At 64.0% G+C, this 12,870-nt stretch carries 11 protein-coding genes and 1 pseudogene; 2 read left to right on the top strand and 10 right to left on the bottom strand.

Translation table 11 applies throughout. The features are described 5' to 3' along the window. Positions 1-71: 71 nt before the first annotated feature. On the top strand, positions 72-338 hold the full coding sequence (locus Q8R73_RS19630; protein ID WP_305721209.1) for a DUF1150 domain-containing protein: 267 nt from the start codon (positions 72-74) through the stop codon (positions 336-338). 146 nt (positions 339-484) lie between these two features. Here Q8R73_RS19630 and Q8R73_RS19625 read toward each other — a convergent pair whose 3' ends face one another. From Q8R73_RS19625 to Q8R73_RS19580, 10 genes are all read right to left on the bottom strand, one after another. After that, positions 485-2,866 carry a bifunctional diguanylate cyclase/phosphodiesterase gene (locus Q8R73_RS19625; protein WP_305721208.1) on the bottom strand — a complete coding sequence of 794 codons (2,382 nt, stop codon included), beginning with the start codon at positions 2,864-2,866 and terminating at the stop codon, positions 485-487. After that, the gene (locus Q8R73_RS19620; protein WP_305721207.1) at positions 2,863-3,690 is read right to left on the bottom strand and encodes a substrate-binding domain-containing protein; all 828 of its coding nucleotides are present in this window, start codon (positions 3,688-3,690) and stop codon (positions 2,863-2,865) included. The genes Q8R73_RS19625 and Q8R73_RS19620 overlap by 4 nt, the downstream gene beginning before the upstream one ends. Positions 3,691-4,029: 339 nt before the next feature. Further along, positions 4,030-4,491, bottom strand: coding sequence for a PTS IIA-like nitrogen regulatory protein PtsN (gene ptsN, locus Q8R73_RS19615; RefSeq protein WP_305721206.1), 462 nt, complete (start codon positions 4,489-4,491; stop codon positions 4,030-4,032). Positions 4,492-4,782: 291 nt separating this feature from the next. Next, positions 4,783-5,394 (bottom strand): ribosome hibernation-promoting factor, HPF/YfiA family, encoded by a 612-nt coding sequence (gene hpf / locus Q8R73_RS19610; protein WP_305721205.1) that lies wholly within the window; start codon positions 5,392-5,394, stop codon positions 4,783-4,785. Between the two features lie 59 nt (positions 5,395-5,453). Next, on the bottom strand, positions 5,454-7,109 hold the full coding sequence (rpoN, locus tag Q8R73_RS19605) for an RNA polymerase factor sigma-54 (protein ID WP_305721204.1): 1,656 nt from the start codon (positions 7,107-7,109) through the stop codon (positions 5,454-5,456). Between the two features lie 142 nt (positions 7,110-7,251). Continuing rightward, positions 7,252-8,262, bottom strand: coding sequence for an LPS export ABC transporter ATP-binding protein (lptB, locus tag Q8R73_RS19600; protein WP_305721203.1), 1,011 nt, complete (start codon positions 8,260-8,262; stop codon positions 7,252-7,254). A 206-nt stretch (positions 8,263-8,468) separates the two neighbouring features. Further along, on the bottom strand, positions 8,469-9,194 hold the full coding sequence (locus tag Q8R73_RS19595) for an LptA/OstA family protein (protein WP_371126135.1): 726 nt from the start codon (positions 9,192-9,194) through the stop codon (positions 8,469-8,471). A gap of 5 nt (positions 9,195-9,199) precedes the next feature. Beyond that, entirely contained in the window at positions 9,200-9,952 is a 753-nt protein-coding gene (lptC, locus tag Q8R73_RS19590; protein WP_305721202.1) for an LPS export ABC transporter periplasmic protein LptC, read from the bottom strand. 123 nt (positions 9,953-10,075) lie between these two features. After that, positions 10,076-10,690: a ribonuclease D gene (locus Q8R73_RS19585; protein ID WP_305721201.1), complete on the bottom strand. Its 615-nt coding sequence runs from the start codon at positions 10,688-10,690 to the stop codon at positions 10,076-10,078. Between the two features lie 388 nt (positions 10,691-11,078). Next, positions 11,079-11,744, bottom strand: a complete 666-nt coding sequence (locus Q8R73_RS19580) for a hypothetical protein (RefSeq protein WP_305721200.1) — start codon at positions 11,742-11,744, stop codon at positions 11,079-11,081. A gap of 104 nt (positions 11,745-11,848) precedes the next feature. Here Q8R73_RS19580 and Q8R73_RS19575 point away from each other — a divergent pair. After that, positions 11,849-12,870 (top strand): annotated as a pseudogene (locus Q8R73_RS19575) (hypothetical protein); the annotation flags it as partial.

Genomic DNA, 12,870 nt, shown 5'->3' with positions numbered 1-12,870 from the left:
GCTATCAATGAGCACGAATAATGGAACGAGTATCGGACACGACCGCTTAGTCTGACAGAGGAGTCGAGACCATGACTGATCCTGGTGTTGTGGTTGAAACCGAAACCGTCTCCACCGAGACGCTGGCCACCCAGGGCGAGGGTCACATCGCCTATGTGAAGCAGATCCGTTCCGAGGACGTACCGGGACTGTTTCCGCAGGCGCCGAAGATTGCGCCGGGCCTGAAACTGTTTGCGCTGCATGCCGCCGACGGCACGCCGATCATGCTGACCGACAGCCGCGAAGCCGCGATCGCCAACGCATGGAGCAACGAATTGCAGGCCGTCAGCGTTCACTGACGGAGGCGAGGCCCGCGCAGCCGCTGCTACGGTTGCTGCTACGGTTAATGAGCGCCCATCCGAAACGAGCTATACGCGGGACGCGTCCTTGATCTGATCGGGGGCTGGCCCGCGTATTTTTCTGCGGCGACGCATCAGTCGCGCCATCATGCTACCGCGGAAAGCGCTGGCGTGGCTGCCAAGCCCGCCTTCGATGCCGCCGGCAAGCCGTGGCGGTCGGTCTCGAACCGCCACGCCACAGCCAGGGCGTCCGCTGCCAAGGTGGGCCGGGCAAACACATAACCTTGGACCATATCGCAGCCGAAGGTCCGCAGGATCTCGACCTCCTCAAGCTTCTCCGCCCCTTCGGCGACGATCGTCATGCCGAGACCGCGGCCGAGCGCAATAATGCCTTCCAGCAGCTTGCGGGCGCGCGCTGCCTCGGTGATGCCGTCGACGAAAAGCCGGTCAATCTTGAGCTTGTCGAACGGCAGTTGGGTGAGGTAGCCGAGCGAGGAGTAGTCGGTCCCGAAGTCGTCGAGCGCCAAGGTCACGCCGAGTTCCTTCAGCCCCACGAGCACATTGCGGAATCGGGCTTCGGTGTGGTCGGCCAGGAGGCTCTCGGTGAGTTCCAGGCACAGCAGATGTGGCGGCAACCCGGTTTCGTCCAGAATTCGCGCGACGTCAGCGGTGATGTCGGTGTTCCAAATCTGGGCGGCGGAAACGTTCACGGCGACCTCGCGCGCCGGCTCACCGGCGTCGAGCCATACCTTGGCCTGCTGCGTCGCCTGCCGGATGATCCAGAGGCCGAGATCGCAGATCAGCTGCGAACTCTCGGCGATCGGGATGAATTCGGAAGGCGGGACGGTGCCGAAGGTCGGATGAGTCCAGCGCATCAGCGCCTCGAAGCCGGTCACCCGGTCGGTCACAAGATCGACCTGGGGCTGATAGTGCACGGTCAGACCGATATTTTCGTCCACCGCATGGCGCAGGTCGCGGGCCAGCGCGATCTTGTGCTGCACGGCTTCGCTCATGCCGGTCTCGAAGAAACTGAAACGTCCGCGGCCTTCCTCCTTGGCGCGATACAGCGCCAGATCGGCGTTGCGCTGCAGATCGCCTACATTCGAGCCATGTTGCGGGATCAATGCGATCCCGATGCTGGTTCCAATGTTGGCCTCGCCGCGATCGAGCTGGATCGAGCCGCCGACCGCCGCAATCACGGCGCCAGCCAATTTCTTGACTTCGGCGATGTCGTGGTAGTCCGGCATGATGATCGCAAACTCGTCGCCGCCGAGACGACAGAGGAAATGGCCGCGTTCCACGACGCGCGAAATCAGATTGGTGACCTTGGTCAGCAACTCGTCGCCCGCCGCATGGCCGAGCGAGTCGTTTACCTCCTTGAACCGGTCGAGATCGAGCAGCAGTAACGCCGCCTGGGTTCCCGCGCGGCCACAGCGGCCAAGCGAATCGTTGAGCTCGCGCTGAAACAGGGTCCGATTGGCCAGACCCGTCAGCGGATCGTAATAAGCCAGCTTCTCAAGTTGCTCCTCGGCAACCTTGCGGTCGGTAATATCCTGAATGGTGCCAAAGAAGCCGGTGGTATGACCGTCATCATTGGTCATCGCCTGGCTCGAAACCACGACGTCGCATACCGAACCATCGCCGCACCTTACCTTGGCGTCGACGCTCTTGGCCGACCCGGTGCGCATCACATCCGACTGCGACTCTATCACACGGCGCGCACCGTCTCCCAAATAGGTCGACAAGACTGCGTCACGGCTGGTGTGGAAGCTTGCTGGATCATAGCGGAGAAGCCGGAAGATTTCAGGCGACCACCACAGTTCCGTGTCGCCGAGCCGATAGCTCCAGTCGCCGATCTTGCCCAGGCGCTGGGCGCTGGCAAGCTCTTTGGAGCGCTGTTGGAGTGCTTCTTCCTGCTCGATCAGCCTGTGGTTCTGCGCCGTCAGTTCTTCGTTCTTGTCGGCCATGTGCTCTTGAAGCAACTCGATAGTTCCCAGTGCGTTATCCAGTGCGTAGAGCGGCAGACTGCGAAAGGAAAAGTAGGCCAGTAGCCCGAGGCAAGCACCGCTGAAGGCACAGAATGCGATCCGCAGCAGTAGCGGATCGATCGAAGCTTCGAACTCAAGCTCGGCCAACACGGCGTCGCCAACCACGATCGGCGCGCGCTGAATCGCGGTAAAATGCCCGGATGTCGTGCCGCGTATGGCCACGACCTTGCCGCCCGGTTTCACGATCCGCTGCTGCACACCGTCCAGGACGCCGCTGGGGTGCGATCCGATGATCTCCCCCAGTCGCTCGGTATTGAACTCCCAAAGGCTCGGATGCTGGAAAATAAACCCCGCCACCCGCTTCGCGCTGAGTTGCGCCTTCAATTCGGCATCCGCCGCCTCGTATTGATAGGCGATCAGCCCGTACCCGAGCGGCAGCAACAGCGCGACCAGCATCGCGACGATCATGGCGCTCGACTGCACCGTCCGGCGCAACAACCGGCGGTCTTCGGCGAGCTTTCTCTGCTGCGTTTCGATCATCGGCGCACCGGCAGGCTACCATTGTTGCGTAGCACCGCTATCCCCTCGGCCGAGCGAACGAACGCCATGAAGCGATCGAGCGCGGGCATCGACCGGGATGACACGACCAGATAGAAATCCTTGCCGTAAGGATATCTCCCGCTTTCGAAATTTTCGAGCGTCGGCGCGATACCGTCGATGCTCAGGAAGCGAAGCCGGAGATTTTCGGTGTGAGATTGCGCCAGCGTCATGGCCGTCAACGACCCGGCAATCCCCTCGGCGAGCCGGGCGTTGTCCTGATCCGTAGCTCCCACCGGGACCTCCGCGCGTTGCCGCAGCTTCTCCAAGGCGGACGCCATGTTACGGAAAGTACTTACGAGCAAATGCGAATCGATATCGGTCCTTGGCCGCAGGATGGGACGCACCGGCTTGCCATCAGGCCAGACCGAGGTCGTGGACCCAAACAAGACAGCGACGTCGTCACTCTTGATGTCACCTGGATTCGAATTCGCACTGACAAGGCCGAAGGGCGTGCGGGCAATCAAAGACGCTTTCAGCGATGCATCATCGGCGGGGCCGAGCGGGCGGCCTGAAACCGAAAAATCGATGGCGCCGGCGGCGACCGCGGCGATGCCGCCGGAGCTACCGAGTCCGTCGACAACCTCGATCCTTGTGTCCGGTTCGAATGTCGCGAACGCCGTGCCGAGACGTCGCAGCGTCTCAAGCGCGGCACCGGTGCCCCCGGCGCGCAACGATTCCGCCCGCACGCTCTCGCCATTGGACAGCCAGAGCGCCAGGCCTGCGACGGCGATGATACATGCATCCTGCATTCGTGAAGCTGACATGTTGACCGCGGCACATTTCAATCGCAGGCAAATTAAGCGCGGAAGACCATGAATTTTCTTAAAGGCGGATGGGACTTGGCCTCGTTCCGGCTAGGTAAAATTACGGATCCGTGCTGCGCGAGGCCGCGGCACGTCGCGACATCCCAAAACTGAAGAAACCCGTTGGAAGGATTGGGCCTTTGCCGAGCTGGGCGCCACGCGTCAGGCGGGATGTGGAGCGCTTCTTGACACTCCTTGGCTTTACGTCGCGCTAGCCATCCCGCGCGATCCGCCCGGATCAACGAGACCAACGCAGCGACAGGATATGGCGCGCGAGGACCGACCGGAAACCTGCTGCGCCTACGCCGCGCTCGCCGGCGGCAGCGCCAGCACCGAATAGATCGCCTGGGCGTCACGCGAGGCGCGCAGCTTCTTGGCGACGTCCTGGTCGCGCAACAGCCGCGCGATCCGCGCCAGTGCCTTCAGGTGGTCGGCGCCGGCGCCTTCCGGCGCCAGCAGGAGGAAAATCAGATCGACCGGCTGGCCGTCCATCGATTCGAAATCGATCGGGCGTTCGAGCCTGGCGAACAGGCCGAACAGCCTTTCCAGCTTGGGCAGCTTGCCGTGCGGGATAGCGACGCCGTAGCCGACGGCGGTAGTGCCGAGCTTCTCGCGCTGCAGCAGAATCTCGAACACCGCGCGCTCGTTCTGCCCGGTCAGGCTGGCCGCCCGCGCCGCCAACTCCTGCAGCGCCTGCTTCTTGCTGTTGACCTTCAAAGCCGGGAGAATCGCCTCGGGTGCGACCAGATCGGTAATCGTCATTGGGCGTTCCGAGGTGAATTGAGCCGTCAGGTTGCGAAATAGGGTTTAGAGGGGCGACGTCAAGAACTTGGATCGCGTTAGCAGCAGGCCTGCGCCCGGGAGCCCATCGGGGCTTCTACGGGCCTTCTCCTACTCCAACGCAAGAGCGGTGCCAACACCCGGGGGAGTTGTCCCCTTGTCTCCTTGAAGTCCCGCCCCCCGACCCGAGGGCGGCGGGACCATAGGGAGGCACCCTGGCAGGGTCAATGCCGGCCCGCGCCGGCTTCCGGCCGATTCCCCGTCGGTCGGCGGCTATCCTCCGGACGGGAGCACCGGGGGGTCGATCCAGCCGACATTGCCGTCCGGCCGGCGGTAAATGATGTTTACCCGTCCGCTGGAGCCATGCTGGAACACCAGACAGGCGGCGCCGGTCAGGTCGAGTTCCATCACCGCCTCGCTGACCGAAAAACGCTTCAGCGACGTGGTCGCCTCGGCGATGATGACCGGGCTGTAACCGACCTCGTCGTGCTCGTCTTCGCCCGCCGGCGCCTCGATCACATAGCTCGGAACATCAAAGGTCGGGGCCGTCAGTTCGGCCATCGCCACCGCTTCGGCATGCGACTTTCGCGCCGAACGGTCCTTGAGCCGGCTCTTGTAGCGGCGCAGCCGCTTTTCGATCATCAGCAGCGCCTGGTCGGCGCTGGCATAGGCGTCGGCGGCGTTGGAATCAGCCTCCAGCGTGATGCCGGAATCCAGATGCAGCGAGCAGTCGGTGCGGAAACCGAAACCGTCCTTGCTCAGCGTGATGTGGCCGGAATAGTTGCCGTCGAAATATTTGCGCAGCACTTCATCGGTGCGCTCGCTGACGCGCCCTCGCAGGGCGTCGCCCACATTGATGCTTTTTCCCGAGATCCGGAGAGTCATTTGATGCCTCGATTGGTCTGGAACGGAACCGACACTATCCCGATTTGGCGGGGACGCAATCAGGCCGGGGCGGTGTCCCGGGATCGGTCGGAGGACGCGGGCGCCGAAAGGGCATTACCGAGCATGCTTTGCTTGTTGCGGCGGCGTTGTACCGAGGAAGGAATACGCATTGCCTCGCGGTACTTCGCAACCGTACGCCGGGCGATATCAATGCCGGAAACGCGCAATCGTTCCACGATCGTGTCATCGGACAGAATCACGGCCGGATCCTCCGCGTCGATCAACTGCTTGATGTGATGCCTGACGGCCTCGGCTGAATGGGCCTCGCCGCCGTCGGCCGACGCGATCGATGCGGTGAAGAAATATTTCAATTCGAAACTGCCGCGATTCGTCGCCATGTACTTGTTGGCGGTAACCCGCGACACCGTTGATTCATGCATCTGGATCGCGTCTGCCACCGCTTTGAGGTTGAGCGGCCGCAAATGCGCGACGCCGTGCGTGAAGAACGCGTCCTGCTGGCGCACGATCTCGGTCGCCACCTTCAGGATGGTGCGGGCGCGCTGATCGAGCGCGCGCACCAGCCACGTTGCGTTCTGCAGGCAATCGGAGAAATACGACTTGTCGCCGTCCTTGCGGATGTTCTTCGCCAGTTCGGTGTAATAGATCTGGTTGACCAGCACGCGCGGCAACGTGTCGCTGTTGAGCTCGACATGCCAGCCTCCATCGGGACCCGGCCGCACATACACATCCGGCACCATGGTCTGGGTCCGGGCCGAGCCGAATTTCAGGCCGGGTTTCGGATTGAGTCGGCGAATTTCACCGATCATGTCGGTGATATCGTCATCGTCGACGCCGCACAGCTTTCGCAGCGCAGCAATATCGCGCTTGGCCAGGAGGTCGAGATGCTCGACCAGCGCCCGCATCGCGGGATCGTAGCGGTCGAGCTCGCGCAGCTGGATCGCCAGGCACTCGCTGAGGGAACGCGCGCAGACGCCGGGCGGATCGAATTTCTGCAGCACCGCAAGCACCGCCTCGACGTCCGCTTGCGACGCGCCCAGCCGCTCGGCCGCCTGCCCCAGATCCGGCGGCAGATAGCCGGCCTCGTCGACCAGATCGATCAGATATTGCCCGATCATGCGCTGCGCCGGCGCGCTAAAGGCCACCGCCAGCTGTTCGGCAAGATGGCTGCCGAGCGTCACCTCGGCGGCGACGAAGGCCTCGAGATTGTAACTGTCGTCGTTGGAGGCGCCGCCACCCCATTCGGTATAGGCGGTCGGCGCCGCATCCTGCGCGGTGCGCGCGGCGGCTTCGGCCGGCTCTTCGGTAAACACGTTATCGAGCGGGGTATCGAGGGTCTGCTCGATCTCGGAGCGGCTGCCGAGATCGCGGTTCATCCAGTCTTCCTGGGGCGCCTCGAAACCCTCGCCGGCGACGCCGCCGGCCATGTCGGAACGCTCGCCCCCCTCGTCGGCGTAGGCCGAGCCCTGTTCGTCATGGCCGGAATATTCGCCCCGCTCCGCCGCAGGTTCCCCCGCGACCGGCGGTTCGGTGCCTTCGCTGGCGCGTTCCAGCAGCGGATTGCGCTCCAGTTCCTCTTCCACGAAGGCCGAAAGATCGAGATTGGACAGCTGCAGCAGCTTGATCGCCTGCATAAGCTGCGGCGTCATCACCAGCGATTGGGACTGACGGAACTCTAATCTCTGCGACAACGCCATGCGAAAAGAACCGATCCACTAAAAGTTGGTCCGATTCTTGCTTAAACTAGTCCAAAGCGGATGTACACGGCTTGACGGACGGTAAAAAAGGACTAGAGGCGGAATCCAAAGGGAGGGTTAAGCCAAGCTCCGAAGCCAAGGCTCACAGCCGGAACTCCTCGCCCAGATACAGCCGCCGCACCTCCGGATTGGCGACGATCTCTTCCGGATTGCCCTCGGTCAGGATCTCGCCAGCATAGACGATATAGGCGCGGTCGGTCAGCCCCAGCGTTTCCCGCACATTGTGGTCCGTGATCAGCACGCCGATGCCACGATTGGTGAGGTGGCGGACCAGGTCCTGGATGTCACCCACCGCGATCGGATCGATGCCGGCGAACGGTTCGTCGAGCAACATGTAATTCGGCCGCGTCGCCAGCGCGCGTGCGATCTCGACGCGACGCCGTTCGCCGCCGGACAGCGCAATCGACGGGGTCTTGCGCAGCCGCGTGATATTGAACTCTTCGAGCAGCGCGTTCAGTTCCTTCTCGCGCTTCTTCTTCGAGGGCTCGACGACCTCCAGCACCGCGCGAATGTTCTGTTCCACGGTGAGGCCGCGGAAGATCGACGCTTCCTGCGGCAGATAGCCGATCCCGAGCCGGGCGCGCTGGTACATCGGCAACTTGGTGACGTCGTGGCCATCGAGCTCGATGGCGCCGCGATCGGCCTTGATCAGGCCGGTGATCATGTAAAACACCGTGGTCTTGCCGGCGCCGTTCGGACCCAGCAAACCGACCGCCTCGCCGCGCCGGACATAGATGCTGACGCCGCGCACAACCTGCCGGGTACCGAAACTCTTTTCCACGCTATGCACAGCCAGATAGCCGGCCCGCTTGGCCAGCCGGGGCGCGGCCACACCATTCACCTTGCTCCTGGCCTTGGACTTCGGCGGCCGGGGTTTTTCCGGGGCGGGAGCGGGCGTGCCCGGTGCCGGCAGCCCGACATCGTGGGCAATGGGGATCGCTTCGCGGGCCATCGGCGGCGCATCGCGCACCGGGCTGGTCAGCATGTCGCCGATGGTATCGCCGAGCGCCGTGATGTCCTCACGCGAGCGCGCAAATCCAGGCGGACCGCGCTTCACCGGCCGTCGACGGAACATGCTGAGAAAATCCACCATCCCCCGCTTCGCTCGAGCCTTTCACGGTATCCCGCGACCCGCCGCCGGCATCGATCGGCCGCGGCTACATGACTGAACGGGTGCCCCTTGCACGGTGGAACACCCCTGGTCTCGGATCCGGATCGTGCCACCGGCCGAGGGTAGATAAAGGCTTGCCACGCGGGCTTCAACCTCGCCACCGGCACCGAACATACAAGTGACTGATGTTATTTTGGTTTATTTGGGCTGAGGGACAGCGCCGGCGCCGAACCCGGCGCCCCGGGAATGGCAGGAGCACCCCCGCCGCCCGACGAAATGAACAGGCCCTGGACCCGGCCGCTGTCGGATTCCACACGCGACACGCCTGTCGCCATGTCGACCATCAGCCGGTCGCCGCGCAGCACGTTCTTGCCCTGGGTCAGCACGATGCCGCCGAGCATGGTGATCATGTTGGCCCTGGTGTCGAACACGGCGGTCTCCCCGGTCACCACCTGGTCCTTCTGGGTAACCACCACATTGCCTTTGGCCTCAAGCCTGCGGATCGACGAGCTGCCGCCGGGACCCGGGCTCGCGGCCTGCATCGGCGCCGATTTCCCCGCCTTGGCATTGGCGCCCTTGGCATTGGCGCCCTTGGCGGCCGGTGCGGGCGTCGATGTCGAATCGTAGAACACCACGAGGCTCTTCGACGTCATGGTGGTATCGCCCTGGATCACCTTCACATTGCCGGCAAAGGTCGCTTCCTTTTTCTTGTCGCGCATTTCGAGGCTGGCGGCTTCGATCTGAATCGGCTGGTCGCGGTTCTGCGAAAAACCCTGCATCGCGTTGGGCACGCCCTGCATCGCGCTTTGCGCGGCGGCTTCGCCGGCGGCGAGCAGCGTCAGCACACAGCCGGCCACGCGGGCGCGACGTGCGATCCGCATCGTCGAAGTGCTGCGCCGGGAAAACATCATCATCAAGGTCATTTCGGGTTGGTGGGTTTTCCGGACACGGATCGCGTCTTGACAGATTGATCGGCAGATGGATTGGCGGCGGGCTCGGGCGTCGCCGCCGTCTCCTCGGAAGTACCCAGATTATCCAGGTTCAGCACGACGTTGCCCTCGAACCGCACCACCTCGCCGCCGCCGGTAATGCGCAGCCGGTCGGCGCTCAGCGTGCCGTTGAGCAATTTGACGTCGACATGCTCTTCCGATGTCACCGTGCTCTTGCCGATATCGACCAGCGCCTGCGACATCCGGGCTTCATAGCCGCTGGAAGACTGCAGGAAGATATCCTTGCGCAGGTCCAACAGCTGCGCCTTGGAATCGAACATTCCGCTGCGGGCATCGAGCGTGATGTTGGTGGTGCGGTCTTCCATCAGGACCTTGGCGCGCAGCGTCCTGAGATCGACCTTGTCCGGATCGGTCAGGTCCTGGGTCGCGGTTTTGGCCCAGACCTCATAGGGCCGGTGATCCGGCGTGTAGCCGGCCATATGCGGCGCTTCCATCGTGATCTTGGTGCCGGAAACCACCAGGTTTCCGATGTCGACCGGCAGCTGCGGCAGCAGCATGCGGAACGGATTATAGACCGAGACGAAGACGATCGCCGTCATCGCCAGGATCACCGCGGCCGGCACCGCGACGCGCAGCACCCGCACCATCCGGCTGTGGCGCGCCGCGATCGCGAAGCGGGCATCCATGCCTGCCTGATAGGGTGGGTTCTGAACCGAATTCACCGCTGCTCCAAAGCGCTGGGACCGCGGCCATACTACCCGCAATCGCCGGAATTTGCAGCCGACACTCGCTACGAGTGTGACCGAAACGGGGCGGACAGCCGCGGCATAGCGCCGTTACAGCCCTCAGGAATGGGCAAAAATGTCCTCGGCGTCCCAACCCTGCAGGTCGAGTCTGGCCCGCGAGGGAAGGAACCCGAAACAGGCCTGCGCCAACTCCATCCGGCCCTCGCGCGCCAGCATGGCGTCGAGCCGCTCGCGCAGGCCATGCAGATGCAGCACGTCGGAGGCGGCATAGGACAATTGCGCCTCGCTCAGGCTCTGCGCGCCCCAGTCGCTCGACTGCTGCTGCTTCGAAAGATCGATGTTGAGCACCTCGCGCACCAGATCCTTCAGCCCGTGGCGATCGGTATAGGTGCGGCACAGCCGCGAGGCGATCTTGGTGCAGTAGACCGGCTGCGGCATCACGCCGAAGGCGTTGTAGAGCGCGGCGAGATCGAAGCGCGCAAAGTGGAAGATCTTCGTCACGTCAGGATTGCCGAGCAGCGCCTTCAGATTTGGCGCGTCGGTGTGACCCCTGGGAATCTGCACCACGTCGGCGCTGCCGTCGCCGTTCGACAGCTGGACCACGCAGAGCCGGTCGCGGTGCGGCTGCAGCCCCATGGTCTCGGTATCGATCGCCACTGAATCGGTATAGCGGGACAGATCGGGCAGATCGCCGCGATGCAGGCGGATGGTCATGATGTCAAAAACCTCGTCGAATCGGTGTGGTTCAAACTAGCTTTGAAATCGCCAGCAAACGAGAGGCGCTGGGCACCGGCGACGATCGGCGCGGCGAGCACCCTGTTTCAGTCGCAAACCCCTGAAAGGCAACCGTTTTCGACAACATCGACCAGCGGGCAGGTTGTCCGCCCGGCTCCTTTTCGGGGATGCCTGGCCGGGTCTGGGCAAAATCGTGAAAACAACCCCATGCACAGATAGGAGGACCCAGGCCACCGCATTCCTGCGGCACTGCGTCCGCGGCCCAAAAAGTAAAATGCTCCGCCGTCAGCGCCGTGCCAAACCCCATTCCCATCAATAGCTTACCGGGCGTGCCGCCGCGGGTTTGGCGCAGGCGAGGGTGCCGGCATTATTCGCACTTCTGCAAGACGCCTGAAATCGCTTGATCGGAACACATGATGCCGCCCCACTGGTAACCGATGCGGCCGTGAAATTCGATCTTGAACCAGTCGTAACCGTCCATCGTGCCGGCGCGCTCCAGCAGCGTGATACCGCTCTTCTCGGCCAGGCTCGCCAGCCGGGGCGCCGACATCGACGGGGCGCCGCGCATGATGCCGCCGAGCGACATCCCCGCCATCGGCAGCCGGGCTGGCCCGGCGACGGGGCGCGGGTCGGGAGGATTTTCGTTGCGTTCGCAGCGGCCGGTCCGCGGCGACTGATGGAAACCCGGGCCGCACGGATCGGTATTGCCTAAGCCGGGCCGGCCACCCTGCCCGGCCTCCTGCGGTTTGAACCGGCATTGCGCGGATCCCCAGTCCGGAATTTCCACGGTGATCCGGGCCTGGTCCGGCGAGATCTGCACGGCGTAATCGCCATCGGAAAACCGCAGCGGATCGCCCGGGCTCTTCTTCAACCGCATCGTCCCGCCCTCGATCGGGCCGGCCGTGATCGCGCTCGGGCTGATCACCGTGAGCGTGATGGCAGCGCCCCTGGCGCAGGAATAGACGCGGGTCTGGGCGTGGGCGGTCCCGACCGAGGCCATCACGGCCAGGACAAAGGCGGATGTCCTGATCATCTAAGTACCCGTCGGGGATGGTCGGATTTGACGCCGCGACACGTCTGCAGATCGTGTCGCGGCGCCGATCGCATCGGCAACATCAGAGGCATTGTCCCGCCGCGTTGAGCTTCCTGGGCGGCGGGCAATTTGGCGGGGGCGGCGGAGGCCTCACGCAGTTCGGTGGCGTGCCGGTCGTGCCTGGGGGACAGGTCGCAGGCGGCGGCCGCACGCAGTTCGGCGGCGTGCCGGTCGTGCCCGCCGGACAGGTCGCCGGCGGCGGTCTTACGCAATTCGGCGGCTTGCCGATCAAACCCGCAGGACAATTCGCCGGTGGAGGTCTTACGCAGTTCGGCGGCGTGCCGGTCATGCCTGCAGGACAGGTCGCTGGTGGCGGCCTCACGCAGTTCGGCGGCGTGCCCGTCATGCCCGCGGGACAATTCGCCGGTGGCGGTCTTACGCAGTTCGGCGGCGTGCCGGTCATGCCTGCAGGACAGGTCGCAGGCGGCGGCCTCACGCAGTTCGGCGGCGTGCCGGTCATGCCAGCGGGACAGGCCGCAGGCGGCGGTCTCACGCAGTTCGGCGGTGTGCCGGTCATGCCAGCGGGACACGTCGCAGGCGGCGGTCTCACGCAGTTCGGCGGCGTGCCGGTCGTGCCAGCCGGGCAGGTCGCGTCGGGCTGTTTCACGCAGTTCGGCGGAGTCCCGGTCGTACCCGCCGGACACGGGGCCGGAGCGATGCGAATGTTGGACGGTGGACTACAGATTCCGTTCGCGGCGATCTGCAATGGCCCCTTGCACAGGCAATTGGCCGACTGCGGGTTCTCGCCCGCATTGCAGTTCCGCGGATTGGTGTTCGGCTTGATGACCGTCGGCGCCGTGCAGATGCCGTTGACGATGTTCATCGTGTTCGGGCACAGGCAGTTCGCCGCCTGCGGGTTCTCGCCCGCATTGCATTGCCGGGGATTCGTATTCGGCTTGATGACCGTCGGCGCCATGCAGATGCCGTTGACGATGTTCATCGTGTTCGGACACAGGCAGTTCGCCGACTGCGGCCTTTCGCCCGCACTGCATTGCCGGGGATTCGTATTCGGCTTGATGACCGTCGGCGCCATGCAGATGCCGTTGACGATGTTCATCGTGTTCGG

Source organism: Bradyrhizobium sp. (genome assembly GCF_030697065.1).
In the GTDB taxonomy this organism is placed as follows: Bacteria; Pseudomonadota; Alphaproteobacteria; order Rhizobiales; family Xanthobacteraceae; genus Bradyrhizobium.
This window is presented reverse-complemented; position numbering and strand designations above follow the sequence as displayed.